This is a genomic window from Streptomyces sp. BV286 (assembly GCF_019090165.1).
Classification (GTDB): Bacteria; Actinomycetota; Actinomycetes; order Streptomycetales; family Streptomycetaceae; genus Streptomyces.
Window position 1 is genome coordinate 51,011 of record NZ_JAHRIB010000111.1, and the last position, 23,831, is coordinate 74,841.

At 70.9% G+C, this 23,831-nt stretch carries 22 protein-coding genes; 12 read left to right on the plus strand and 10 right to left on the minus strand.

All coding sequences use genetic code 11. The features are described from left to right. Positions 1-75 precede the first annotated feature (75 nt). Together KUF83_RS41955 and KUF83_RS15675 are read right to left on the minus strand one after the other, a co-directional pair. Complete coding sequence (locus KUF83_RS41955) at positions 76-1,539, minus strand: caspase family protein (protein ID WP_254643896.1); 1,464 nt, start codon at positions 1,537-1,539, stop codon at positions 76-78. Next, positions 1,536-1,985, minus strand: a complete 450-nt coding sequence (locus KUF83_RS15675; RefSeq protein ID WP_254643897.1) for a hypothetical protein — start codon at positions 1,983-1,985, stop codon at positions 1,536-1,538. The genes KUF83_RS41955 and KUF83_RS15675 overlap by 4 nt, the downstream gene beginning before the upstream one ends. Positions 1,986-2,102: 117 nt before the next feature. Between KUF83_RS15675 and KUF83_RS15680 the strand changes: the two genes are divergently transcribed. Next, positions 2,103-2,525 carry a hypothetical protein gene (locus tag KUF83_RS15680; protein ID WP_217455288.1) on the plus strand — a complete coding sequence of 141 codons (423 nt, stop codon included), beginning with the start codon at positions 2,103-2,105 and terminating at the stop codon, positions 2,523-2,525. A gap of 116 nt (positions 2,526-2,641) precedes the next feature. Here the strand turns inward: KUF83_RS15680 and KUF83_RS15685 are convergent, their stop codons facing one another. The 4 genes from KUF83_RS15685 to KUF83_RS15700 form a co-directional block, all read right to left on the minus strand. Further along, positions 2,642-3,622, minus strand: coding sequence for an acyl-ACP desaturase (locus tag KUF83_RS15685; RefSeq protein ID WP_217455289.1), 981 nt, complete (start codon positions 3,620-3,622; stop codon positions 2,642-2,644). A gap of 213 nt (positions 3,623-3,835) precedes the next feature. After that, positions 3,836-4,612: a dimethylargininase gene (gene ddaH, locus KUF83_RS15690; RefSeq protein WP_217455290.1), complete on the minus strand. Its 777-nt coding sequence runs from the start codon at positions 4,610-4,612 to the stop codon at positions 3,836-3,838. Between the two features lie 131 nt (positions 4,613-4,743). Beyond that, positions 4,744-7,086, minus strand: a complete 2,343-nt coding sequence (locus tag KUF83_RS15695; protein ID WP_217455291.1) for an excinuclease ABC subunit UvrA — start codon at positions 7,084-7,086, stop codon at positions 4,744-4,746. A 10-nt stretch (positions 7,087-7,096) separates the two neighbouring features. Next, positions 7,097-8,728, minus strand: a complete 1,632-nt coding sequence (locus KUF83_RS15700; protein WP_217455292.1) for an ABC-F family ATP-binding cassette domain-containing protein — start codon at positions 8,726-8,728, stop codon at positions 7,097-7,099. Between the two features lie 325 nt (positions 8,729-9,053). Here KUF83_RS15700 and KUF83_RS15705 point away from each other — a divergent pair, with 325 nt between their 5' ends. Next, the gene (locus tag KUF83_RS15705) at positions 9,054-9,722 is read left to right on the plus strand and encodes a GPP34 family phosphoprotein (RefSeq protein WP_217455293.1); all 669 of its coding nucleotides are present in this window, start codon (positions 9,054-9,056) and stop codon (positions 9,720-9,722) included. A 436-nt stretch (positions 9,723-10,158) separates the two neighbouring features. Here the strand turns inward: KUF83_RS15705 and KUF83_RS15710 are convergent, their stop codons facing one another. After that, positions 10,159-10,518, minus strand: a complete 360-nt coding sequence (locus KUF83_RS15710) for an SsgA family sporulation/cell division regulator (RefSeq protein ID WP_217455313.1) — start codon at positions 10,516-10,518, stop codon at positions 10,159-10,161. A 281-nt stretch (positions 10,519-10,799) separates the two neighbouring features. Here KUF83_RS15710 and KUF83_RS15715 point away from each other — a divergent pair, with 281 nt between their 5' ends. The 3 genes from KUF83_RS15715 to mmpA all read left to right on the plus strand — a co-directional run bounded on the left by KUF83_RS15715 (position 10,800) and on the right by mmpA (position 12,959). Beyond that, positions 10,800-11,951, plus strand: a complete 1,152-nt coding sequence (locus tag KUF83_RS15715; RefSeq protein ID WP_217455294.1) for a YCF48-related protein — start codon at positions 10,800-10,802, stop codon at positions 11,949-11,951. A gap of 83 nt (positions 11,952-12,034) precedes the next feature. Next, the gene (locus tag KUF83_RS15720) at positions 12,035-12,724 is read left to right on the plus strand and encodes an endonuclease V (protein ID WP_217455295.1); all 690 of its coding nucleotides are present in this window, start codon (positions 12,035-12,037) and stop codon (positions 12,722-12,724) included. A gap of 88 nt (positions 12,725-12,812) precedes the next feature. Beyond that, positions 12,813-12,959, plus strand: a complete 147-nt coding sequence (gene mmpA / locus KUF83_RS15725; RefSeq protein ID WP_217455296.1) for a morphogenic membrane protein MmpA — start codon at positions 12,813-12,815, stop codon at positions 12,957-12,959. On the opposite strand, the gene KUF83_RS15730 is transcribed toward mmpA, so the two are convergent. Beyond that, positions 12,940-13,836 carry an adenosine kinase gene (locus KUF83_RS15730; RefSeq protein ID WP_217455297.1) on the minus strand — a complete coding sequence of 299 codons (897 nt, stop codon included), beginning with the start codon at positions 13,834-13,836 and terminating at the stop codon, positions 12,940-12,942. The genes mmpA and KUF83_RS15730 overlap by 20 nt on opposite strands. Before the next feature lie 193 nt (positions 13,837-14,029). Next, positions 14,030-15,220, minus strand: a complete 1,191-nt coding sequence (locus KUF83_RS15735) for a trans-acting enoyl reductase family protein (protein ID WP_217455298.1) — start codon at positions 15,218-15,220, stop codon at positions 14,030-14,032. A 113-nt stretch (positions 15,221-15,333) separates the two neighbouring features. Between KUF83_RS15735 and KUF83_RS15740 the strand changes: the two genes are divergently transcribed. The 5 genes from KUF83_RS15740 (at position 15,334) to KUF83_RS15760 (ending at position 21,619) form a co-directional block, all read left to right on the plus strand. After that, positions 15,334-15,714, plus strand: coding sequence for an MmcQ/YjbR family DNA-binding protein (locus KUF83_RS15740; protein ID WP_217455299.1), 381 nt, complete (start codon positions 15,334-15,336; stop codon positions 15,712-15,714). A gap of 145 nt (positions 15,715-15,859) precedes the next feature. Then, on the plus strand, positions 15,860-16,999 hold the full coding sequence (locus KUF83_RS15745; protein WP_254643898.1) for a CaiB/BaiF CoA-transferase family protein: 1,140 nt from the start codon (positions 15,860-15,862) through the stop codon (positions 16,997-16,999). After that, a complete protein-coding gene (locus KUF83_RS15750; RefSeq protein ID WP_217455301.1) occupies positions 16,996-18,138 on the plus strand; it encodes an acyl-CoA dehydrogenase family protein in 1,143 nt (380 codons plus the stop codon). The genes KUF83_RS15745 and KUF83_RS15750 overlap by 4 nt, the downstream gene beginning before the upstream one ends. 21 nt (positions 18,139-18,159) lie before the next feature. After that, a complete protein-coding gene (locus KUF83_RS15755) occupies positions 18,160-19,374 on the plus strand; it encodes an acetyl-CoA C-acetyltransferase (protein ID WP_217455302.1) in 1,215 nt (404 codons plus the stop codon). A gap of 40 nt (positions 19,375-19,414) precedes the next feature. Beyond that, the gene (locus KUF83_RS15760; protein WP_217455303.1) at positions 19,415-21,619 is read left to right on the plus strand and encodes a 3-hydroxyacyl-CoA dehydrogenase NAD-binding domain-containing protein; all 2,205 of its coding nucleotides are present in this window, start codon (positions 19,415-19,417) and stop codon (positions 21,617-21,619) included. Positions 21,620-21,792: 173 nt separating this feature from the next. Here KUF83_RS15760 and KUF83_RS15765 read toward each other — a convergent pair whose 3' ends face one another. Continuing rightward, on the minus strand, positions 21,793-22,497 hold the full coding sequence (locus KUF83_RS15765) for a MerR family transcriptional regulator (protein ID WP_217455304.1): 705 nt from the start codon (positions 22,495-22,497) through the stop codon (positions 21,793-21,795). Positions 22,498-22,708: 211 nt separating this feature from the next. On the opposite strand from KUF83_RS15765, the gene KUF83_RS15770 reads away from it, so the two are divergent. Then, complete coding sequence (locus KUF83_RS15770) at positions 22,709-23,188, plus strand: macro domain-containing protein (protein ID WP_217455305.1); 480 nt, start codon at positions 22,709-22,711, stop codon at positions 23,186-23,188. An 85-nt stretch (positions 23,189-23,273) separates the two neighbouring features. Beyond that, complete coding sequence (locus KUF83_RS15775) at positions 23,274-23,801, plus strand: hypothetical protein (protein ID WP_217455306.1); 528 nt, start codon at positions 23,274-23,276, stop codon at positions 23,799-23,801. Positions 23,802-23,831: the final 30 nt, after the last annotated feature.

Sequence of the window (23,831 nt, forward strand, 5' to 3'; positions counted from 1 at the left end):
TCGGCGGGCACAATCCAGCCCATGGTCCTCGCACCGCGGCAACATGTCCACCGTCTCGGATTCCTATGAACACCCCTACCTCAAGGGCTGACCCCGGCGATCACCGCGTGCCTCCCGGCTCATGTGATCCCCCACCTCGAGGCTTACCGGGATGGCACTGAGGCGGTGGCCCTGTTTACCCCGTGTGGTGATGTGCACCCAGAAATCTCGCTGCGCCCACACCGGGTTGGCAGCGTCTTCAATGCGCACCTGTACTACACCCGGCTGCACAACCGTCACTGCGGTGAGCCTTAGTTCGAGCTGCAACAGGGCCTTCATGGCAGCCGCACGGTACTGATACTCCACGACCTCATGGTTCCGCGGGTTCCCTTCAATGCCTTGCAGCAGTGAGTGGTTCCAGTCCGGGTAAGTCACCTCGACCGATTTGCCCGTCGCGCCTTGCCCGACCACAGAAGACCGCACAACAGCACGGGCGTTTGTACGCCGGTGGAATTCAACAACTCTTGCCATCGCCCCGGCGATGTCGGCGAGTGCCCTGTATCGGGCAGCTTCCCATTCGGCGGCTGATCGATCATGGCCAGGACTCTTGCCTGCGGATGGATTGGCCACATCGCCCGCGGGAGGGACGCGGGCGGCCATCGCTGAGTTCAGCGCCCCCGTTGTCTGGTGCCGAGAGGCCACATCGGCATTCGCACCAAAGGCAGCCACTTCCCCGGCCTGGACGACGAGTCGAGCGCTCGATGCCTCAAGCAGCCTGTCCACCTCGTCCGGCTGCTCGGGGCCGGCTGTCGCGGTGACCGGCGCTGAGGGAATCTCCGCATGGTTGCGTCCCAGCGCCACTCGGGCACCGCTGTTGCGGTTCCTGGCCTGCGGAGCGGGATGCGCCCGTGCTACCAGAGTCCGGCGCAGGTGCAGGTAGACGCTCTCCAGGTCGAGCAGCGGCGGGCCGCCAGGAATGCCATGGCGCAGTGTGTCGAGCAGGGCTCCGGTGAAGGCTGTGTGGGTGTCGCCGATCGGTGCCAGCGCGGTGCGAGTTTCGGCGGAGGCGGCGAGGAGAAAGGTGCCTTCGACTGCGGCGTGGTTGGCGAGTCCCTGGAGTGCGCTCATTCTGCCGAGGGCGAGGCCGCTGTAGCAGCAGTCGAGGAGGACTATGTGCCGCTGGGCACAGGAGTCCAGGAGGATCTGGCGCAGCCAGTCGTAGTTCAGGCTGGTCTCGATGCGGCCGAGGTGCGTGTGTGGCATGGCCAGGGCGAGCGTGTCGTGGGGGTCGATGAGACCGTGGCCGGCGTAGTAGACGAGCAGTGTGTCGGTGGCTTCGGCGGCCGCCTGGCGCAGCGGGTTCATCACGGTGGCCGGGTCGCACGGATTCTCGATGACGGTCACGTGTGAGGCGGGCATGCGCAGGGACAGCGGGCCGCTCAGGATGTCGGCAAGGGCGGTCAGGTTGTTCGAGACCGCCGGTAGCTGTTCCAGGTGGTCGTAACGGCTCGTGCCGATCAGGACCGCGCGCGAGGCACTCGGGTCGGGTAGGACGCTCATGCGTCCCGGTCCTCGCCCGCGGCAGCGTTCAGCGCTGCGGTCGCCCGCTCGATTTCCTCGGGTGAGCAATCGGTCAGGATGATGACTGTGTCACCGTGGTGAATCTCTACCCGTGGGCGCTGCGGCCGGGTTTGCCGCCATGCCACCAGCGCCAGTACGAACGATGCGGCACTCCACCCGTTACCCGTCACCAGCTGCAGCACGTCAAGTGCCGTGCCCATCTCCCCCGGACGCGGCACGCTCCCTTGCACCTCGACATGCGCGGACCTGCGCACATCCGGATCCGACCGCAACCACCCCTGCAGGGAACGCAGTTCCCCCGGCCCCGGACCCGACTCCAAACGCACCACCAACCGCATCCAGACCTCCCCGCCCAAAAGCAGAGCCGCCCTTGTGGACGACTGCCGATGGCTATCGTCCACCTCCAGCCCGGTGCTGCGCGGCATACTCAACAAGATCGTGCGCGCTGGTCAGTCCGGTGGCATCGGCGAGGTCAGCCAGCAACCGCGTCCCGGCATACCCGACCACAACTCATGTGTGAGTCCATCGAATACGAAACCGTCATGGTCACACCGGCCCTCCACGCCGCGGAACCGAACCTGACCTGTCACCGGAACCTGCGGCAGATCCGGGCGCTCTCGCGAGGACTTCCGGCTGGGCCGGCGCGGTACGACGGCTTCGTACCGCAGGCGACCGCGGTCACGGCGGCCCATCTCGACCTGGACAAGGACGCGGATGCACTGGAATCGGCCCTCGCACGGCTGGCCGCGCCGACGGCCGGGCGACCGGCGCTCGCGGCCAGGACCGCATCGGAACTGGCCGGCCGACTGCTCCGCGGGCCGCACGAGGGCGACCCCAGGACCCTGCTGGGCGCGGCCCGCCGGCTCGCCGCGCACGGCGGTCACAGCGAGGGGCTGCTCGCCGTCGCCCTCGCAGGGGCGCTCGGTGCCCGTATGGACTGGGGGCCGCCGTGCGTATCCAGCTGAACGCACTGCGCCGCCACCCGGTGGCCGACGTCCGCGATGCGGCGTTGGCCCAGGTGACGGCGTACGAGTGAGAGGTGCCCCGGCTCAGGCGCGCACGCCGGAGCCGGGGCCGCGCATCACGCGGAGGCGGCGCGGGCCGCCATGCGGGCCTTGCGGGCCGCGAGCTTCTCGTCGAACTTCGAGGCCTCGGCGTCCAGGCCGCCCATGTAGAGGCCGAGCTCCTCCTGCGCCTTGAGGCCCTCGGGGCCCAGGCCGTCGATCTGCAGGACCCTGAGGTGGCGGAGCACCGGCATCAGCACGTCGTCGTGGTGGATCCGCATGTTGTAGACCTCGCCGATCGCCATCTGCGCGGCGGCTCGCTCGAAGCCGGGCATGCCGTGTCCGGGCATCCGGAACTGGACGATGACGTCCCGCACCGCCTGCATGGTCAGGTCGGGGGCGAGCTCGAACGCGGCCTTGAGGAGGTTGCGGTAGAAGACCATGTGCAGGTTCTCGTCGGTCGCGATGCGCGCCAGCATGCGGTCGCAGACGGGGTCGCCCGACTGGTGGCCGGTGTTGCGGTGCGAGACGCGGGTCGCGAGCTCCTGGAAGGCGACGTACGCGACCGAGTGGAGCATCGAGTGGCGGTTGTCCGACTCGAAGCCCTCGCTCATGTGCTGCATACGGAACGCTTCGAGCTGGTCCGGGTCCACGGCGCGCGACGCGAGCAGGTAGTCGCGCATCACGATGCCGTGGCGGCCCTCTTCCGCGGTCCAGCGGTGCACCCAGGTGCCCCAGGCGCCGTCGCGGCCGAAGAGGGAAGCGATTTCGTGGTGGTAGCTGGGCAGGTTGTCCTCGGTGAGGAGGTTCACGACCAGCGCGATGCGGCCGAGCTCGGTGACCTTGGACTGTTCCTTGCCCCAGGCCTCGCCGTCCTCGAAGACGCCGGGGAAGTTACGGGCGTCGGACCAGGGCACGTACTCGTGCGGCATCCAGTCCTTGGCGACCTTCAGGTGACGGTTGAGTTCGGTCTCCACCACTTCTTCCAGCGCGAACAGCAGCCGTGCGTCGGTCCAGTCGGAGGACGGGCTGCCGAGATGGGGAGAAGTGATCGTCACGGGGACTCCAGAGGGGACGTCAGTACTGAGCGTTCACACAACCTACGGCATCGTAGGCTACGTATCCGTAGGTTACGATGCCGTAGGTTAAGCGCGTCGTAAAGAGCCCTGATCAGCGACGATCTCTCTGAAGATCATTCCTGTTCGCATACGGAGGGCACCCGTCCGGCGGAACCCCAGGTCCCGGGACCGTCGGAGCACGTCGCCCGGTGTTCACACGTAGAGCTCCCGCAGCCGGACCGAGAGGCATGTCACACAGCCCTCGATCTTCTCGAACTCGCTGATGTCGACGAGCACCGGCTCGTGGCCGAGGCCGGCGAACAGTTCCGCGGTCTTGGGGGCGCTCGCCGCCATCAGGAGCTTCCCGCCGCCGAGCAGGACGACGTGCGATCCGGCCTCCTCAGGCACCGCCAGGAAGCGCGGGAACAGCGACGGCGTGTCCACCAGCGGCTCGTGCCCGACGACCGTGCCGTCCGGCAGGGCGGTGACGGCCGACTTCAGGTGCAGCACCTTGCTCACCGGTACGGCGACGACCCGGGCCCCGAGCGGCTCGAACGCGGCCCGCAACTGCTGGACCCCGGCGGCGTTGGTCCGTCCGCCGAGACCCACGTAGATCGTGTCGCCCACCTTCAGGACGTCGCCGCCGTCGAGCGTGCCCGGCTCCCACACCCAGTTCACCGAGCAGCCGAGCCGGGCCACCGCCTCCTCGACCCCGGCGGTCTCGCCGCGCCGGGACTCCGCGCCCGGGCGGCCGATCAGCGCCACGTTGCGGAAGACGACCACCGCGTCCTCCACGAACACGGAGTCCGGGCAGTCGTCCGCGGGCTCCACCTCGACCGTCTCCCAGCCGTGCGTCCGCAGCGCCTGCGCGTACGCCTCCCACTGCTCGGCCGCCAGCTCGACGTCGACCGCCGTCCGTTCGATGTGCGTGACGAGACCTTCGGCCAGGCGGGGGCCGGGGCGGCGGATGAGGGCCTTCTGGCTGGGCACGTGCGGTCTCCGTCTCGGCAGGGTGCGTCCCGCACATCATGCAACCCGCACCGGAGTCACAACAGCCCCCCGGCCCCCGGCCTCCACCCGCCCCCACCGGGCCTCACGGCCCGCAAGCGCTTGCCGCGGTCCTACCCGACATGGCGCCGCAGGTGCTCCGCCGTGAACGACCCCCGTGCCTCCAGCAGCTGCCCGGGCGTCCCCTCGAAGACGACCCGGCCGCCGTCCCTGCCGCCGTCGGGACCGAGGTCGACGACCCAGTCGGCGTGGGCGACGACATCGAGGTGATGTTCGACGACCACGACGGTGTTGCCCGCGTCGACCAGCCGGTCGAGCAGGGAGAGCAGCCCGTCGACGTCCGACATGTGCAGGCCGGTCGTGGGCTCGTCGAGGACGTACACCGCCCCGGTCCGGTGGAGCCGGGTCGCGAGCTTGATGCGCTGCCGCTCCCCACCGGAGAGCGTCGACAGGGGCTGACCGAGCGTCAGATAGGTGAGCCCCACGTCCCGCAGGGCTCGGAGCCTGCGGCGCACCCCGGCGTCCTCGAAGAAGTCGAGCGCCTGATCGGCCGTCATCTCCAGTACGTCCACGATGGAGTTGCCGCCCACGGTCAGCCGCAGCACCTCGTCCTTGAAGCGCCGCCCTTCGCAGTCGGGGCAGGTCGTCGTCACCGGATCCATGAACGCGAGATCGGTGTGGCTGACCCCGCGCCCCTGGCATGTCCCGCACGCACCTTCGGAGTTGAAGCTGAACAGTCCCGGCTCGACTCCGGTCTCCCGCGCGAAGACCTTCCGTACGGTGTCCATCACGCCGAGGTAGGTGGCCGGGGTCGACCGTGCCGAGATGCCGATGGACGACTGGTCGACCACCACGGCGTCCGGGTACGCGGCCGTGAACTCCTTCGACACGAGCGTGCTCTTTCCCGACCCGGCGACGCCGGTCACCGCGGTCAGCACACCCGTCGGGAACTCCACCGTGACGTTTTGCAGGTTGTGCAGGTCCGCGCCCTTCACCCGGAGCCCGCCGGTGGCGGCCCGCGGCTCCGGCTTCACCCGCCGGCGGCGGTTCAGGCAGCGGCCGGTCAGGGTGTCGGCCGAGGCCAGCTCGCGGGGTGTCCCCTCGAACACCACCCGGCCGCCGTCGGCCCCCGCCCGGGGCCCCATGTCCACCACGTGGTCGGCGAGGGCGATGACGTCGGGGTCGTGCTCGACGACGAGGACGGTGTTCCCCTTGTCCCGCAGCCGCAGCAGCAGGTCCCCGAGCCGCCCGACGTCACGCGGGTGCAGTCCCACGCTCGGCTCGTCGAAGATGTACGTCATCCCGGTCAGGCTCGACCCGAGGTGCCGCACCATCTTCAGCCGCTGCCCCTCCCCGCCGGACAGCGTCGAGGTCTCCCGGTCCAGGCTCAGGTAGCCGAGCCCGATCGCCTCGATGCGCTCCAGCGAGGCCACGGCCGCCGCCGCGACCGGTGTGGCGACCGGGTCGTCGATGTCCCGCAGGACCGGGATCAGGTCGCTGACCTGCATCCGGGTGCAGTCCGCGATGGACAGGCCCGGCCGGCCCGCCGCCCCGTTGCCGATCCGCGTGGCGAGCGCCGCCTCGTTCAGCCGGGCGCCCCGGCAGCCCGGGCACAGCCCCTCCGTCATGTAACCCCGCACCTGGTCCCGTGTCTTCTGGCTGAGCGCGGACACGTCCCGCTTGAGATACAGCCGCTCGAAGCGGTCGGCCAGCCCTTCGTAGTCGGTACTCCAGGTACCGCCCGAACCACTGATGGTGACCTTGCTTCCGGAGCGCCCGCGCAGCAGGAACTCCCGCTCGGCCACGGTGAACTCGCCCACCGGCTTGTGCGGGTCCAGTTCGGTGGTGTTCGTGTACCCCTGCCCCTGCCAGGTCCCCGCGGTGAACGGCGGGAAAAGGATCGCGCCGTCCGCCAGGGACCGGGCCGGGTCCAGGATGCGGTCCCAGGCGGGCCGGACCGTGCGCCCGAGGCCGTCGCAGTCGGGGCACATGCCCGACGGATCGTTGAACGAGTACGCGGTGGCCGGACCCGCGCTCGGGCTGCCGTGCCGCGAGAACAGGACACGGATCACCGAGTAGACGTCCGTCATCGTGCCCACGGTCGACCGGGAGTGGCCGCCGACCGGCTTCTGGTCGACGACGATCGCGGGCGAGAGGTCCTCGATGGCCTCCGCGTGCGGCCGCTCGTACTTCGGCAGCCGGTTGCGGACGAACCAGGTGAACGTCTCGTTGAGCTGGCGCTGCGACTCGACCGCGATCGTGTCGAAGACGACCGACGACTTGCCCGACCCCGACACCCCGGTGAAGACGGTGAGCCGGCCCTTCGGGATGCGCAGGGTCACATCCCGAAGGTTGTTCTCACGGGCCCCGACGACGTGGATGAACGAGTGAGTACCGGGAACGGGCTGGTCAGAGGTGGTGACGGGTGGACGTGTACCGGTGGTGGACTGGCTCATACCGCCGAAGCTAGCCGGGATACCCGACAGCTTCCGGCGTGATTTCCTTCAGTTCTCCTTCCATCAGCAGCCAGCGCGTGATCCCGATCGACTCCAGGAACGGCACGTCGTGACTGGCGACGATCAGCGCCCCCTCGTACGACTCCAGAGCCGTGGTGAGCTGTCGCACGCTCGCCATGTCGAGGTTGTTCGTCGGCTCGTCGAGCATCAGGAGCTGCGGTGCGGGCTCGGCGAGCATCAGAGCGGCCAGCGCCGCCCGGAAGCGTTCGCCGCCGGAGAGCGTCGCCGCCGTCTGATCGGCCCGCGCACCCCGGAACAGGAAGCGGGCCAGTCGCGCCCGGATCCGGTTGTTGGTGGCACCGGGAGAGAACCGGGCCACGTTCTCGGCGACCGTCAGCTCGTCGTCCAGCACGTCGAGCCGCTGGGGCAGGAAACGCAGGGGCACATGGACGTGGGCTTCCCCGGAGACCGGTTCCAGCTCCCCGGCGATCGTGCGCAGCAGGGTCGTCTTGCCCGATCCGTTGCGCCCGATCAGCGCGACCCGCTCGGGCCCGCGCAGGTCGAGGTTGCCCGCCACGCTCGCGCCGTACGCCGGCTCCAGGTCCTGGAGGGTCAGTACGGTACGGCCCGGGGGTACGGCCGTGTACGGCAGGTCGACGCGGATCTCGTCGTCGTCCCGCACCGCCTCCACGGCCTCGTCGAGCCGCTCCTTGGCGCCGGCGAGTTTCTCCTCGTGCATGATGCGGTGCTTGCCCGCGGACTCCTGGGCCGAGCGTTTGCGCGCGCCCATCACGATCTTCGGCTCACGCTTCTGCTCGAACATCTTCTGGCCGTACCGCTTGCGACGGGCCAGCTTGACCTGTGCGTCGGCCAGTTCGCGCTTCTGCTTCTTCAGATCGGACTCGGCGACGCGCACCATGCGCTCGGCCGCCTCCTGTTCGGTGGCGAGCGCCTCCTCGTACGCCGAGAGGTTGCCGCCGTACCAGGTCACCTCACCGGAGCGCAGGTCGGCGATCTGGTCGACCAGGTCCAGGAGTTCACGGTCGTGGCTGACCACGACCAGGACGCCGGACCAGGCCTCGACGGCCGCGTACAGCCGCCGGCGCGCGTACAGGTCGAGGTTGTTGGTGGGCTCGTCCAGGAGGAGCACGTCCGGCCGGCGCAGCAGCAGCGCCGCCAGGCGCAGCAGGACCGACTCACCTCCTGAGACCTCGCCGATGGTGCGGTCCAGCCCGATGTGGCCGAGGCCGAGTTCACCGAGCGTCGCCACGGCACGCTCCTCGACGTCCCAGTCGTCGCCCACGACGTCGAAGTGCTCCATGGACGGGTCGCCGGCCTCGATGGCGTGCAGCGCGGCGCGCTGGGCGGCGATGTCCAGCACCTCGTCGACCCGCAGCCCGGTGTCGAGGGTGACGTTCTGCGGAAGCCGCCCGACCTCGCCCGCGACACGGACGGTGCCCTCGGCCGGGGTGAGCTGCCCCGCGATCAGCTTCAACAGGGTCGACTTCCCTGAGCCGTTGACCCCGACGAGCCCGGTCCTGCCGGGACCGAACGCCACCTGGAGATCCTCGAAGACGGGAGTGCCGTCGGGCCAGGCGAAGGAGAGGGAGGTGCAGGTGATGGAAGCGGGGGAAGTAGACATACAGGCCTCGCGATGCTTGATGCGGTCAGGGGCGACGCGTATCGAGACACCGGGAGGCGACGACGGCCGAAGAGACGAGAGGACTGACGGAGTCCTCAGGACATCCTCGGAACAAGGGAAAGGCCCTGTTCCGCTGGACGGCTCGGATCGAGGTCGCACGCTGCGCACACACGGATGACACGTGTGGCGCGGTGTCTCATGACCTCAGACGAGCAACGTCCTTCTCCGTTCGGCGGCAACAGAACCGCTTCAAACCGTAGGAGGGGTCCGTGCGGCTGTCAACGAATTAACGTGCCCCCGTCCCCGACCGCTGTAAGGAGACCCCGTGCCCAACGGTCCGCTCTCGCTGCCCGCCCGTCTCTACCTGCTGGCCTGGGACACCACGAAGCTCAAGGTCACCGGTGCCACCCACCTCCCGCACCTGGTCCGGGCCGGCGCCCTCACCGAGCTGGCGCAGCGAGGGCTGCTCGCCGACGACGACGGCATCGCGACGCCCACGGATCCCGACGGCCGGACCGGGGACCCGGTCCTCGACGGGCTTCTGGAGCTCGTCGAGGAGTCCCGGCCGCACCGGTGGAAGACCTGGGTCAGCCTGCGGGCCCGTATCACCCTGGACGCCGTACAGGCGCAGCTCGCCGCGGGCGGGTACCTGCGCGCCGACAAGACCCGGGTGCTCGGTGTGTTCCCGACCGTGGAGTACGGCATCGACCGTGTCGCCGTCGTGGACGGGCTGCGTGCGGAGGCACGGCTTGTTCTGGAGGGTCCGCTGCCCGTGGGCGAGGTGTCCGAGCGGGACGCGGCGCTCGTCGCCCTCGCCGCCGCGGCGGAGCTGCGCACGCTGCTGTCGGGCAGGGAGCGGCGGCAGTACGAGGAGCGCGTCCGGGCCCTGGCCGAACGCAGTGGGCCGGCGACTCCGGCCCTGAAGCAGGCGGTCCAGGAGGTGCGTTCGGCGGTGGTGGGGTCGATGGCGACCGCCGGGGTGTCCGGGACCTGAGCCGAGGAGAACTGAGCCGAGGAGAACTGAGCCGAGGACCGGTCGAGGCCGGGGGCAGGCACGTGGCGTGAAGGGCTTGCTCGACGGGACGACGAGCCCGGCGCCCCGTCCGTCACGGGGTGTCCGCGCTGTCTGCGTTGTCCGCGCTGTTCTTGCTGGGCTTCGCCCGCATCGTGGTGGGACGTCGTCCGGCATCCGCCGCGCCGGCCGGTCGGGCATCGCGCGGGCAGCGCTCGCACCGGTCCGCCGTGCCGCGCGGGAGCTGCTGGGCACGAGGACGTACGAGCCGTGGGTCCTGGGAGTCGTGGGTGTGCGGTTTCGGCCACGGCGAACCACTCGACGCCCGCTGGCGAAGGCGCGTCGACCGCTCAGCCGAAGGGGGACGGCCGAGGAGCATCCACCGGGGAGCGTCCGCCGGGGGTCGCTTCCCGAAGCGTCAGCAGGAGTCCCGCAGCAGTTCGGTGAGCTCGTGGTCCAGATCCTGGTACAGGTGCTCCAGACCGACGGGCACCAGCTCCGTCGAACTCTGCAGGAAGTGCCGCAGCTCGCCCGCGCGCACATGGATCACGGCGGTGCCCTCCGGGGCGTGGAACTCCAGGACGATGCGGTCGTAGCCGTACGGCCGCACGCGCACGTCCCCGTGCCCCACCTCCTCCTCCAGTCCCGAGGCGAGCAGCTCGCGGGCGAAGGTCCAGCACACCTCCACGCCTTCCAGCGTGGACGGGGCCGGGAAGGACATGCGGACGGCGAAGGGATCGCGCGGATCGTAGCCGAGGGTGGCGGGAATGCTCGGCATCCGCGGCGCGGCGGCGACGAGGCGGGCCTCTACGGGCTGCTCGATGACGGTGGTGGACAACGCCTTGCTCCCTTGTGACGGACGGACGAACTGCGGACGGATGAGCCGGCACTTGTAGAGACGTCGGAACCGGCCGATCCGTGCCTGCGAAAACGCATGAAGTCCTAGTGACCTCCGTCACCGCCTTCAATCACGGGAGTGATCGTTGATTTCCGGAGTGGACTCCGATGCCTCCCGGGGCATCTGGACGCGACCGGGGGAGTGGGCTAGCTTCGCCCGCCATGAGGGGCTTGGGGAAGACGCGACGAACGAGACGTACGGGACTCACGAGAAGCCTGCTGACCGTGGGAGTGTGCACGGCGGCTCTCGCGGCCGCTCTCACGGCTCCGGCGCAGGCACACGGACCGGGCGACGGACACGGCGACGGACACGACCTGGGCACCGGCCCGGTTGGCGGAAAAGCATTGCACTGGGAGCTCAAGGACAGCGGTACGGACGCGCGCTTTCGCGGGCTCTCCGCCGTCAGCCGGAAGACCGCCTGGCTGGCCGGATCCAAGGGCACCGTGCTGCGCACCACCGACGGCGGCGCGAACTGGCGGAACGTGTCGCCGCCCGGCGCCACCGACCTGGAGTTCCGCGACGTCGAGGCCTTCGACGGCCGGCGCGCCGTGGTGCTGGCCATCGGCGAGGGCGAGGCGTCCAGGGTCCTGCGCACCGAGGACGGCGGCGCGACCTGGACCGAGTCCTTCCGCAACACCGACGCCAAGGCCTTCTACGACTGCATGACCTTCTTCGACCGGCGCCACGGTCTGGCGATGAGCGACCCCGTAGACGGAAAGTTCCGCATCCTGTCGACCGGCGACGGCGGACGCACCTGGAAGGTGCTGCCGAGCGACGGCATGCCCGCGGCCCAGGAGGGCGAGGCGGGGTTCGCGGCCAGTGGGCAGTGCCTGGTCTCCTCGGGCCCGCGCGACGTGTGGATGGCCACCGGGGGCGCCGCACGCGCGCGCGTGCTGCACTCCGCCGACCGCGGCCTGACCTGGACGGCCGCCGACACCCCGATCCCGGCGGGAGATCCGGCGCGCGGAGTCTTCGCGCTGGCCTTCCGCGACCGCACGCACGGCATCGCGGTCGGCGGCGACTACCGCGCCGACCAGGCCTCACCCCGGGCGGCCGCGGTCAGCGGCGACGGCGGCCGAGGCTGGGCCACGGCCACCACGCCGCCGCCCGCCTACCGCTCCGGCGTCACCTGGCTCCCGTACAGCCGCACCTCCGCCCTCGCGGTCGGCCCCACCGGCACCGACCTCACCACGAACGGCGGACGGACCTGGCGCTCGCTGGACACCGGCTCGTACGACACCGTGGACTGCACCCCCGACCTGGCCTGCTGGGCCTCCGGCGAGAAGGGCCGGGTGGCACGGCTGGAGCACTGACACGACGGCCGGAGGCGTCCGAGGCCGGTCACGCGGCCTCGGACGCCGGCTGTTCGGGGGACTGGCCTAGGCTCGACCGCACCATGACGACCGTACGCATTCCCGCGGGCTGGCCCGCCACCGAAGACCAGGCCCGGGCCGTGCAGGACGAGTTGAGGCCCCGGGTCGTCCTCGACGAGAGCGGGCCACCGCCCGGCACCGGGCACGTGACCGGGGTGGATGTGGCCTACGACGACGGGCGTGACGTCGTCGTGGCCGCGGCCGTCGTGCTCGACGCGGCGACCCTCGACGTGGTCGCCGAATCCACGGCGGTCGGCCGGGTGTCCTTCCCGTACGTTCCCGGGCTGCTCGCCTTCCGGGAGATCCCGGCGGTCCTGGCCGCGCTGGAAGCCCTGCCGTGCGCACCGGGCCTGGTGGTCTGCGACGGCTACGGGCTGGCCCATCCCCGCCGCTTCGGCCTGGCGAGCCACCTCGGCGTCCTCACCGGCCTCCCGACGCTCGGGGTCGCCAAGAACCCCTTCACGTTCGCGTACGAGGAGCCGGGCGAGGCACGCGGATCGTCCTCCCCGCTGCTCGCGGGCGAGGAGGAGGTCGGCCGGGCGCTGCGCACCCAGGCGGGCATCAAGCCGGTGTTCGTGTCGGTCGGCCACCGGGTGACGCTGGACACCGCCGGCGCCCACACCCTCCACCTCGCGCCGCGCTTCCGCCTCCCGGAGACGACCCGCCGGGCGGACGCCCTGTGCCGACGGGAGCTGAGGGCGGCCACCGGATGAGTACGGCTTCTGCGTACGGTTTCTGAGTACCTGTTCTGAGTATCCGTACGGATGCCGGGGCCCCGGCACGATCGGCAGGCTGTGCCGCATGACGACGCACCGTGCTCCGAAGCCCGCCGCCGGCCCCAGCCAGCCCGTCGAGCGTGCCGTGACCGCCGCACTGGTCCTCGCGGTCCTCGTAGGGGTCGCCTGGATAGCCGGGATGATCTACACGGTCATGGGGTGGCAGCTCTGAGCAGCTCCGCGCGCCCGATGACGTCGGCCCGCGTGGCCGGCACCGTGCAGGCGTAGGCCCCGGCGATCGCGCCGAAGAGGCCGCACCGCTCGGGAGGTTCACCCGTCAGCCGGCCGAAGAGATAGCCCGCCGCGAAGGCGTCCCCGGCCCCGTTCGAGTCCACGACCGGCGCGGGCGGCGCGACGGCGGGGACGGGCGTCAGCTCGCCGTCGACCAGCTGGTACGCGCCCTCGGCCCCGGCGGTGGCGACGACCACCTCGGCCCTGCCCCGCTCGGCGATCCGGCGCATGGTCCTCTCCGGGTCCGTCAGCTCGGCCGCCGACAGGAAGACGACGTCGGCCTCCTGCGCGAACGCCTCGTGGTAGGCCTGCGTGCCGTCCCAGTTGTGCAGGTCGGTCGAGAGGGTGACTCCCGCTTCACGCAGGACCGGGAGGGCGTGGGCGCAGGGCTGGGTGATGGAGACGTGCGCGTGCCGGCTCCTCGATGCGAGGTCCCGTACGGTCTCCGGGGGCAGCCGGTCGTCGTCACGCGCGCGCGTGCTGTCGTACAGCGAGAGCCGTCGCCCGTCCGGGCCCACGAGGTTCACCGCCCGCTTGGTGCCGGCCGGCTGCGGAACCTCGGTGAGAGGGATGCCCCGGTCGTGGTGCAGCGCCCGCACCAGGTCCCCCGCGTGATCCGCACCGACCAGGTCGAGATGGTGCGTCCGCAGCCCCAGCGCGTGCAGCCCGAGCGCGACGAAGTCCCCGGTCTGTCCGGCCCGTGTCTCGATCGTGGGCACCATGTGGCTGTCCGCGTAGGGCAACGGCAACGCGGGCACGTACACGATGGTGTCGACCCCGGCGCCGCCGAGAACCAGGACATCGATCCCGCTGCTCAACAGTGATCCTTTGCTGGTGAGGGTTCGGAGCGGTGCCCGGTGGCCGGCGCCCGGTGCCCGGTGCCCGTGGCGGGTCCGGGGAACCGTACGACCGGCCGGTCCGGGGAACAACCGTACGACCGGCCACGACGGGCCGCCCTGCGTGGCCCCTACGGCCCCGGCAGGGGTCCTACGCCGCTTCCCGCGCGGGGCATCACCGCGTCGCGGCCACCCGGAAGACGATCCCCGCCCCGCGAAGCCGCTCGATCAGCGAATCTCCCATGGCGACAGCCGTCGTCACCTGCCCGGACACCGGGGGCAGCTCGTCGAAGGCGAGGCACAGCGCGGACTCCGCCAGCATCTTCGCGGTGTCCCCGTAGCCGGGATCGCCGCCCGAGACCTCGGTGAACACCCGCCGTCCGCCCCCCTCACCGACGAACCGCACCGAGAACCAGCTCTCCGCCCGCTTCTGCGCGCTCGGCCCGTCACCGGGCTTCAGCCGGTCCGACAGCCACCGCCGCACCGGCGGCACCTGCGCCGCCGCGAAGACGGCGCCGGCTCCGGCCACCCCGCCCACCGCGAACGGCAGGGTCCTGACGGCCGCGTAGTGCCGGTAGCGGAAGTCCGGCCCGTACCGTTCCAGCGCCCGCGCGGACCGCCGCACGATCTGCGCGTCGATGGTGGGCAGCGGCAGGGCCCACGCCCCCAGCTCCTTGGCGTACCGCGGAGCGCTCGGCGGAGCGGACGCCCGGCGTCCCACCACCCGCGGCTCGTGCCGCTTGCGGTCGCGCGCCGCGGCGACCATGTGCCGCCCGCGCGCGAACTGGTTGAGGGCGGAGGCGAAGGTGCCGCCCGAGAACATCCCCTCGGCCCGCACGAACCCGTCCACGGTCAGGGGCACGCCCTCGGGCAGCTGCCGCACCGTGAACCAGACGCCCAGGTCGTGGGGTACGGAGTCGAAGCCGGCGGCGTGCACCAGCCGCGCGCCCGTCTCCCGCGCGCGTGCGTCGTGCCGCACGTACATGAGGTCCACGAACTCGGGCTCTCCGCAGAGGTCCAGGTAGTCGGTGCCGGCCTCCGCGCAGGCGGCGACCAGGTCCTCCCCGTACTCGAGATAGGGGCCGACGGTCGTGGCCACCACGCGCGCGTGGGCGGCGAGTTCCCGCAAGGAGGCCGGATCGGCGACGTCGGCCCGGAGCACGGGCAGTTCCGCGCAGGCCGGGTCGATCGCCGCCAGGCGGTCCCGCAGCCGTTCCAGTTTCGCGGTGTCGCGCGCCGCGATCGCCCAGCGCAGCCCCTGGGGGGCGTGCGCGGCGAGATACTCCGCCGTGAGCCTTCCGACGAACCCCGTGGCTCCGAAGAGCACGATGTCGTACGCGCGCTCCGTCCTGTTCTGCCTGCTCATGGGACCTCTCAGCCGTTCAGCCCGCGCCGTTGTCGGTGGCTGAGGCTAGCGTGAGGTGCGAGGAGCCGAACCAGGACCCCGTCAGTGGGGCCGAAAGGGACTCGGAGGCAGTCGTGGCGCCGACGACGAACGACCTGAAGAAGTGGGAGAAAGTACGGGAGTTCGCCCTCGGGCTGCCGGGAGCCACCGAGGAGTTCCCCTGGGGCGAGACCGTCGCGAAGGTGAGCAAGAAGGTCTTCGTCTTCCTCGGCGTCAGTGACGGCAGCTATCCGATGGGCGTCACCGTGAAGCTCAAGGACGAGGTGGCGCACGCCCACGCGCTGTCGTCGCCGGGCGCGGAGCCCGCCGGGTACGGACTGGGCAAGGCGGGCTGGGTGCGCGTCCCGCTGGAGGAGAAGGGCGCCCCGGCCGCGGAGCTGCTGTGCGACTGGATCGAGGAGAGCTACCGCACCATCGCGCCGAAGAAGCTCATAGCGGAGCTGGACGCCCACTGAGGCCCGCTCCCCGACCGGTCTTCCCCCGGTCTCCGCAGGCCACCAGAATTGACTGAGCGCTTGCTCGCCAGGGGCTTGTGCGGAGTGGAACACGTTCTTAACATCACTGATGTTACATCAGTTGTGTCACAGTGCTGGGGGCTTGATGGCAGCGGCAGGAGCGGCAGGGCACGGCCCGCTGGCCGGGGTGCGCGTGGTCGAACTGGCGGGCATCGGGCCCGGCCCGTTCGCCGCCATGATCCTTGCCGACCTGGGCGCCGACGTCGTCCGCGTGGACCGGCCGGGCGGCGGGGGACTCGCTATCGACCCCGCGTACGACATCACCAACCGCAACAAGCGCTCGGTGGTCGTCGACCTGAAGGCCCCCGACGGCGCGGACCGTGTCCTCGGCCTGGTCGAGCGCGCCGACATCCTCGTCGAGGGCTTCCGGCCGGGAGTCGCCGAGCGCCTCGGTGTCGGGCCCGAAACCTGCCACGCCCGCAACCCCAAGCTCGTCTACGGACGGATGACCGGCTGGGGACAGGACGGGCCGCTCGCCCCGCGCGCCGGACACGACATCGCGTACATCGCGCTGACCGGCACCCTGGGCATGATCGGCTCCCCGGACGAGCCGCCCGCCGTCCCGGCGAACCTCGTGGGGGACTACGCGGGCGGCTCGCTTTACCTCGTCGTCGGCGTCCTGGCCGCGCTCCATCACGCGCGTGCGACGGGCGCCGGACAGGTCGTGGACGCGGCGATCGTGGACGGCTCCGCCCACCTCGCCTCCATGATCCACGGCATGCTGGCCGCCGGCGGCTGGCAGGACCGCCGCGGCGCCAACCTCCTCGACGGCGGATGCCCGTACTACGGGACGTACGAGACCGCCGACGGCCGGTACATGGCGGTCGGCGCGCTGGAAGGGCAGTTCTACGAGCAGTTCGTGGAGCTGCTCGGCCTCGGGGAGTACGCCTCGGCACGCAAGGACCTCTCCCGCTGGGGCGAGCTGCGTGAAGCGGTGGCGGCCCGCTTCAGGACCCGCACGCGTGACGAGTGGACCGCTGTCTTCGAAGGCTCCGACGCCTGCGTGGCACCCGTGCTGTCGCTGCGCGAGGCACCGCACCACCCGCATCTCGCGGCCCGCGGCACCTTCACCGACCACGGCGGCATCACCCAGCCCGCCCCCGCGCCCCGCTTCTCCGCCACCCCCACCGCCGTCCGCGGCGGGCCCGCGCAGCCGGGCGCCGACACCGCTGGCGTGGCCCGCGACTGGGACGTACCGGACCTCCTGAAGGGCACCCCCGAATGAAGCGGCAGATCTTCACGCCGGAACACGAGGCGTTCCGCGAGACCGTCCGCACCTTCCTCGCCAAGGAGGTGCTCCCGCACCACGAGCAGTGGGAGAAGGACGGCATCGTCTCGCGCGAGTCATGGCGGGCCGCCGGCCGGCAGGGACTGCTCGGACCGGCCGTCCCCGAGGAGTACGGGGGCGGCGGCGTCGCCGACTTCCGCCACAGCGCCGTACTCGCCGAGGAGTTCGCGCGCGCGGGAGCCGCCGGGCCCGCGCTCGGCCTGCACAACGACATCATCGGGCCCTATCTGACGGGGCTCGGCACCGAGGAGCAGAAGCGCCGCTGGCTGCCCGGCTTCTGTGACGGGTCCCTGATCACCGCGATCGCCATGACCGAGCCCGGCGCCGGATCGGACCTCCAGGGCATCAGCACCCACGCCGAGGACCGGGGCGACCACTGGCTCCTCAACGGCTCCAAGACGTTCATCTCCAACGGGATCCTGGCCGACCTCGTGATCGTCGTCGCCAGGACCACCCCCGAGGGCGGTGCGCGCGGACTGTCCCTGCTGGTCGTCGAGCGCGGCACGGAAGGGTTCGAGCGCGGCCGCAACCTCGACAAGATCGGCCTGAAGGCCCAGGACACCGCCGAGCTGTTCTTCCGCGACGTACGCGTCCCGAAGGAGAACCTCCTCGGCGAACTGAACGGCGCCTTCGTTCACCTCATGACGAACCTCGCGCAGGAGCGGCTGAACATCGCCGTCGTCGGGATCGCCGCCGCCGAGTACCTGCTGGAGATCACCACCGAGTACGTCAAGGAGCGCGAGGCCTTCGGGCGGCCGCTGTCCAGGCTCCAGCACATCCGCTTCGAGATAGCCGAGATGGCCACCGAGTGCGCCGTCACCCGGGCGTTCGTCGACCGCTGCATCGTGGACCACACGGAAGGCGAACTCGACGCGGTGCACGCCTCGATGGCCAAGTGGTGGGCCACCGAACTGCAGAAGCGCGTCGCGGACCGCTGTCTCCAACTGCACGGCGGTTACGGCTACATGACGGAGTACCGCGTCGCCAAAGCCTTCACCGACGGACGCATCCAGACCATCTACGGCGGGACGACCGAGATCATGAAGGAGATCATCGGCCGCTCCCTGCTCGCCTGACCCTCATTGAAAGGCTTACCAGTGAGCACCGAAGCGTATGTGTACGACGCGATCCGCACCCCACGCGGCCGCGGCAAGGCGAGCGGCGCCCTGCACGGCACCAAGCCCGTCGACCTGGTCGTCGGACTCATCCACGAGATCCAGGCCCGCTTCCCGGGACTCGACCCGGCCGCGATCGACGACATCGTGCTCGGTGTCGTCGGACCGGTCGGCGACCAGGGCTCCGACATCGCCCGGATCTCGGCCATCGCCGCCGGACTGCCGGACACGGTGGCGGGCGTCCAGGAGAACCGCTTCTGTGCGTCGGGCCTCGAAGCCGTCAACCTCGCCGCGATGAAGGTCCGTTCGGGCTGGGAGGACCTCGTCCTCGCGGGCGGCGTCGAGTCGATGTCCCGGGTGCCGATGGCCTCCGACGGCGGCGCCTGGTTCGCCGACCCGATGACCAACCTCGCCACCAACTTCGTACCGCAGGGCATCGGCGCCGACCTCATCGCCACCATCGAGGGCTTCTCCCGCCGGGACGTCGACGAGTACGCGGCCCTGTCCCAGGAGCGTGCCGCCGCGGCTTGGAAGGACGGCCGCTTCGAGCGGTCTGTCGTCCCCGTGAAGGACCGCAACGGACTTGTCGTCCTCGACCACGACGAGCACCTGCGCCCGGGCACCACGGCGGACTCGCTGGCCCGGCTCAAGGCGTCCTTCGCGGACATCGGCGACCTGGGCGGCTTCGACGCCGTGGCGCTGCAGAAGTACCACTGGGTGGAGAAGATCGACCACGTCCACCACGCCGGCAACTCCTCCGGGATCGTGGACGGCGCCTCCCTGGTCGCCGTCGGCTCCAAGGAGATCGGCGAGCGGTACGGGCTCACCCCGCGCGCGCGGATCGTCTCCGCGGCCGTCTCCGGCTCCGAGCCGACCATCATGCTGACCGGCCCCGCGCCCGCCACCCGCAAGGCACTCGCCAAGGCCGGGCTGACCATCGACGACATCGACCTCGTCGAGATCAACGAGGCCTTCGCGGCCGTCGTCCTGCGCTTCGCCCGGGACATGGGCCTGTCCCTGGACAAGGTCAACGTGAACGGCGGCGCCATCGCCCTCGGCCACCCGCTCGGCGCGACCGGCGCGATGATCCTCGGCACGCTCGTCGACGAACTGGAGCGCCAGGACAAGAGGTTCGGCCTCGCCACGCTGTGCGTGGGCGGCGGCATGGGCATCGCGACGATCATCGAACGCCTGTAACCCCCCCAGTGGACCGACGGACTTCTACGGAGAACCCCTCATGACCGAGAGCACCACCATCCGCTGGGAACAGGACGAGACCGGCGTCGTCACCCTCGTACTCGACGACCCCGACCAGTCGGCCAACACGATGAACCAGGCCTTCCGGGAGTCGCTCACCGCGATCGCCGACCGGCTGGAGACGGCGGTCCGGGCGGACCCCGACTCCGTGCGGGGCATTGTCTTCACCTCCGCCAAGAAGACCTTCTTCGCGGGCGGCGACCTGCGCGACCTCATCCGGGTCACGCCCGAGACCGCCCAGCAGCTCCTCGACGGCGGCCTCGCCATCAAGCGCGACCTGCGCCGCATCGAGACGCTCGGCAAGCCCGTCGTCGCCGCCATGAACGGCGCGGCCCTGGGCGGCGGGTACGAGATCGCGCTGGCCTGTCACCACCGCGTCGCACTCGACGCACCCGGTTCCAAGATCGGCTGCCCCGAGGTCACGCTCGGCCTGCTGCCCGGAGGCGGCGGTGTGGTCAGGACCGTACGCCTGCTCGGCATCGCCGACGCGCTCCTCAAGGTGCTCCTCCAGGGCACCCAGTACAGCCCGCGGCGCGCCCTGGAGAACGGCCTCGTCCACGAAGTGGCGGCCACCCACGAGGAGATGCTCACCAAGGCCCGCGCCTTCATCGACGCCAACCCCGAGTCGAGCCAGCCCTGGGACAAGCCCGGCTACCGCATCCCGGGCGGCACCCCCTCCCACCCGAAGTTCGCGGCGAACCTCCCCGCCTTCCCGGCCAACCTGCGCAAGCAGACGAACGGCGCGCCCTACCCGGCCCCGCGCAACATCCTCGCGGCCGCCGTCGAGGGCTCCCAGGTCGACTTCGAGACCGCGCAGGTCATCGAAGCGCGCTACTTCGTGGAACTGGCCGCGGGCCAGACCTCCAAGAACATGATCCAGGCCTTCTTCTTCGACCTCCAGGCCGTCAACTCCGGTGCCAACCGCCCGAAGGACGTCGAGCCCCGCCAGGTCCGCAAGGTCGCCGTCCTGGGCGCCGGGATGATGGGCGCCGGCATCGCCTACTCGTGCGCCCGCGCCGGCATCGACGTCGTCCTCAAGGACGTGTCCGCCGAGGCGGCCGCCAAGGGCAGGGCCTACTCCGAGAAGCTCTGCGCCAAGGCCGTCTCCCGGGGGCGCACGACGCAGGAGAAGGCGGACGCGCTGCTGGCCCGTATCACCGCGACCGGGGACCCTGCGGACGTCGCCGGGTGCGACGCCGTCATCGAGGCCGTCTTCGAGGACCCGGCGCTCAAGCACAAGGTGTTCCAGGAGATCCAGCACCTCGTCGAGCCGGACGCGCTGCTGTGCTCCAACACCTCGACCCTGCCGATCACGGCACTCGCCGAGGGCGTCGAGCGACAGGCCGACTTCGTCGGACTGCACTTCTTCTCGCCCGTCGACAAGATGCCGCTCGTCGAGATCATCAAGGGTGAGCGCACCGGCGACGAGGCACTGGCCCGTGCCTTCGACCTCGTCCGGCAGATCAGGAAGACCCCGATCGTCGTCAACGACTCGCGGGGCTTCTTCACCTCCCGGGTCATCGGGCACTTCATCAACGAGGGCGTGGCGATGGTCGGCGAGGGCATCGAGCCGGCCTCCGTCGAGCAGGCGGCGGCCCAGGCCGGCTACCCCGCCAAGGTCCTCTCCCTGATGGACGAACTGACGCTCACCCTGCCCCGCAGGATCCGGGCCGAGTCCAAGCGGGCCGTCGAGGAGGCGGGCGGCACCTGGACGACCCACCCCGCCGAGGCGGTCGTCGACCGCATGGTCGACGAGTTCGGCCGCACCGGCCGCAGCGGTGGCGGGGGCTTCTACGAGTACGGCGAGGACGGCAGGCGCGCCGGACTGTGGCCCGGTCTGCGCGAGCACTTCACCCGTGAGGGCGCCGGCATCCCCTTCGAGGACATGCAGGAGCGCATGCTCTTCTCCGAGGCGCTGGACACCGTCCGGCTCCTGGAGGAAGGGGTCCTGACGTCGGTCGCCGACGCCAACATCGGTTCGATCTTCGGGATCGGCTTCCCGGGGTGGACGGGGGGCGTCCTGCAGTACATCAACGGCTACGAGGGCGGCGGCGGGGCGGCTGCCGGCCTGCCCGCGTTCGTGGCCCGCGCGCGGGAGCTCGCCGAGCGCTACGGCGAGCGGTTCACGCCCCCCGCGCTGCTCGTGGAGAAGGCGGAGAAGGGGGAGCGGTTCAGCGACCGGTGACGCCGGCCCGCCGGCGAGGGCGGTGTGCCCGTGAGCGGTACGCCGCCCTCGTCCCCGTCGGGCGTGGGCGGCTCCTTCGTGCGGATCGTGTCCCGCGCGGGGGCTTCCGGGCCAGGTCCTCAACGTGCCGGACGGCTGGGTTGGCTACTCGCGGGGCAGCGGTCGGGACCCGATCAGGAGTCCTTGAGCCACTCCCGCAGCTCCTCCGTCAGCGAGCGCTGAAACGTCGTCAGGAGGGCCTGCACCACGAGTGGTTGCATGTGCGCGGACAGGTCCTTCACCGCCTCGACCGAGTCGTGCTCGGACACCGAGTCCCGGAAGAGCAGGGAGAGTTCGTGGGCGGCCGCGCGGGTGTGCTCCATCAGGACGGCGCGTGCGGCGAGGATCGTCTCGTGCGCGATCGGCACGTCGAGCAACCGGACGCCGAGCCGCAGCAGTCCGAGGTCCACGCGGTACGCGTCCGGGGTGTCCGTCTCCTTGATGACGCTCATCGCGGCCAGCCGGTCGAGGTCCTCTCGGCCGAGGGGGCGACCCGCCCGGCGCTCCAGCTCGGCCCCGCCCATCTCCTCCGCGGCGTCGGGAGCCCAGGAGGCCACCACGGCACGGTGGATGGCCAGGTCGTGGGCGCTGAGCCCGTCCGGCAGCTGCTGCAGGTAGCGCTCGATCCCGGCCAGCGTCATCCCCTGGTGCTGCAGCTCCTCAATGAGCGCGAGGCGCGAAAGGTGCTCCTGGCCGTAGTGCCCCACGCGGCGCGGCCCGATCACGGGCGGCGGCAGCAGCCCCCTGGTGCTGTAGAAGCGGACCGTCCGCACCGTGACGCCCGCCCGCGCGGCCAGTTCGTCGACGGTGAGCGTCGGCTCCCCGATGTCCGTCGCCATGCCTGCTCCTCCGGGTGCCGCGTCCGCCGCCTGATGCGGTGCAACAGTATTGCTGTCACAGCTGTGTTGTGAAAGCTTCTGCGCTCTGTGCGCTCTGTGCGCTCATGGGCCGTCAGCCGTCAGCCGTCAGCCGTCAGCCGTCAGCCGTCAGCCGTCGCAGCGGAGCCTGCTGCCACGGCCGGCTGTCAGTGGTGGTCCGTACGGTGGGGGCATGTCGGAGATCACGTATGTCCGGGGTGATGCCACCGTTCCCCTGGGTAGGGGAGTCAAGCTGATCGCCCATGTCTGCAACGACATCGGGGGCTGGGGCAAGGGCTTCGTCCTCGCCCTGTCGAACCGGTGGCCGGAGCCGGAGGCCGCCTATCGCCGCTGGCACCGCGAGCGTGCGGGTAACGACTTCGGACTGGGCGCGACCCAGTTCGTCGAGGTCGGCCGGTATGTGTGGGTGGCCAACATGATCGGCCAGCGGGGCACGAGGACCGGGAGCAAGGGGGTGCCCGTCCGTTATGAGGCGATCGACGCGGCGCTCGTTCCGCTGGCGGAGAAGGCGGTCGAGCTCGGCGCGTCCGTGCACATGCCGCGCATCGGATGCGGGCTCGCGGGCGGCAAGTGGTCACGCGTGGAACCGCTGATAACCGAGCGGCTCCTCAAAAAGGGCATCGCGGTCACGGTGTACGACCACGACAGTTGAGAGGAGTCCGTCCCGCCGGTGAGTTTCGGTCAACGCTGGCGCGGATGTGCGTTGGTGTGCACGCATGAGCGGGTAAGTCGTGGTCATGGATCTCATTCCTTACCCCATCGGTCCACTCAATCCGAAGGTCCACGATCTCGGTTACGCGCTGCTGGTGTTCGCGGCTGTCTTCCTGTTCTTCGTCCGTGTGCTGCCCCGGATGCAACGGGTGCTCGACGCGCGGGAAGCGGCGATCAGAGGCGTCGCCGAGCAGGCGGAGGAGGTACGGGCCCGCGCCGGGCAGAAACGCGCCGAGGCGGAGTCGGAGCTGGCCGAGGCCCGGCACGACGCGGCCAGGATCCGGCAGCGGGCCTTCGAAGAAGGCACCGCCGTCATGGCGGCGACCCGCGCCGAAGGCGTGCGCGAACGCGACGCCCTCCTCGCCGCGGGCCGGGCCCGAATAGAGGCCGACTGCGCCGCCGCCGAGACCGAACTCCGCATGTCCGTCTCGGAGCTGGCCTCGGACCTGGCAAGCAGGGTGGTGGGAGAACACATCTCCGCCTCCACGACGCAGGCCTCGGGCCCCGCCCAGCAGGCAGGGTCTCAGGCCCAGCGCGACAGGCAGACCCCGTAAGGGAGGGGGTCCGCCCGACCGGCCCGGCGC

Excerpts from the sequence above, each read along its gene's own strand:
- KUF83_RS41955 (WP_254643896.1), bottom strand. The coding sequence starts at position 1,539 with ATGAGCGTCCTACCCGACCCGAGTGCCTCGCGCGCGGTCCTGATCGGC.
- KUF83_RS15675 (WP_254643897.1), bottom strand. The coding sequence starts at position 1,985 with ATGCCGCGCAGCACCGGGCTGGAGGTGGACGATAGCCATCGGCAGTCG.
- KUF83_RS15680 (WP_217455288.1), top strand. The coding sequence starts at position 2,103 with ATGGTCACACCGGCCCTCCACGCCGCGGAACCGAACCTGACCTGTCAC.
- KUF83_RS15695 (WP_217455291.1), bottom strand. The coding sequence starts at position 7,086 with ATGAGCCAGTCCACCACCGGTACACGTCCACCCGTCACCACCTCTGAC.
- KUF83_RS15700 (WP_217455292.1), bottom strand. The coding sequence starts at position 8,728 with ATGTCTACTTCCCCCGCTTCCATCACCTGCACCTCCCTCTCCTTCGCC.
- KUF83_RS15710 (WP_217455313.1), bottom strand. The coding sequence starts at position 10,518 with ATGCCGAGCATTCCCGCCACCCTCGGCTACGATCCGCGCGATCCCTTC.
- KUF83_RS15715 (WP_217455294.1), top strand. The coding sequence starts at position 10,800 with ATGAGGGGCTTGGGGAAGACGCGACGAACGAGACGTACGGGACTCACG.
- KUF83_RS15720 (WP_217455295.1), top strand. The coding sequence starts at position 12,035 with ATGACGACCGTACGCATTCCCGCGGGCTGGCCCGCCACCGAAGACCAG.
- mmpA (WP_217455296.1), top strand. The coding sequence starts at position 12,813 with ATGACGACGCACCGTGCTCCGAAGCCCGCCGCCGGCCCCAGCCAGCCC.
- KUF83_RS15735 (WP_217455298.1), bottom strand. The coding sequence starts at position 15,220 with ATGAGCAGGCAGAACAGGACGGAGCGCGCGTACGACATCGTGCTCTTC.
- KUF83_RS15745 (WP_254643898.1), top strand. The coding sequence starts at position 15,860 with ATGGCAGCGGCAGGAGCGGCAGGGCACGGCCCGCTGGCCGGGGTGCGC.
- KUF83_RS15750 (WP_217455301.1), top strand. The coding sequence starts at position 16,996 with ATGAAGCGGCAGATCTTCACGCCGGAACACGAGGCGTTCCGCGAGACC.
- KUF83_RS15760 (WP_217455303.1), top strand. The coding sequence starts at position 19,415 with ATGACCGAGAGCACCACCATCCGCTGGGAACAGGACGAGACCGGCGTC.
- KUF83_RS15765 (WP_217455304.1), bottom strand. The coding sequence starts at position 22,497 with ATGGCGACGGACATCGGGGAGCCGACGCTCACCGTCGACGAACTGGCC.
- KUF83_RS15770 (WP_217455305.1), top strand. The coding sequence starts at position 22,709 with ATGTCGGAGATCACGTATGTCCGGGGTGATGCCACCGTTCCCCTGGGT.
- KUF83_RS15775 (WP_217455306.1), top strand. The coding sequence starts at position 23,274 with ATGGATCTCATTCCTTACCCCATCGGTCCACTCAATCCGAAGGTCCAC.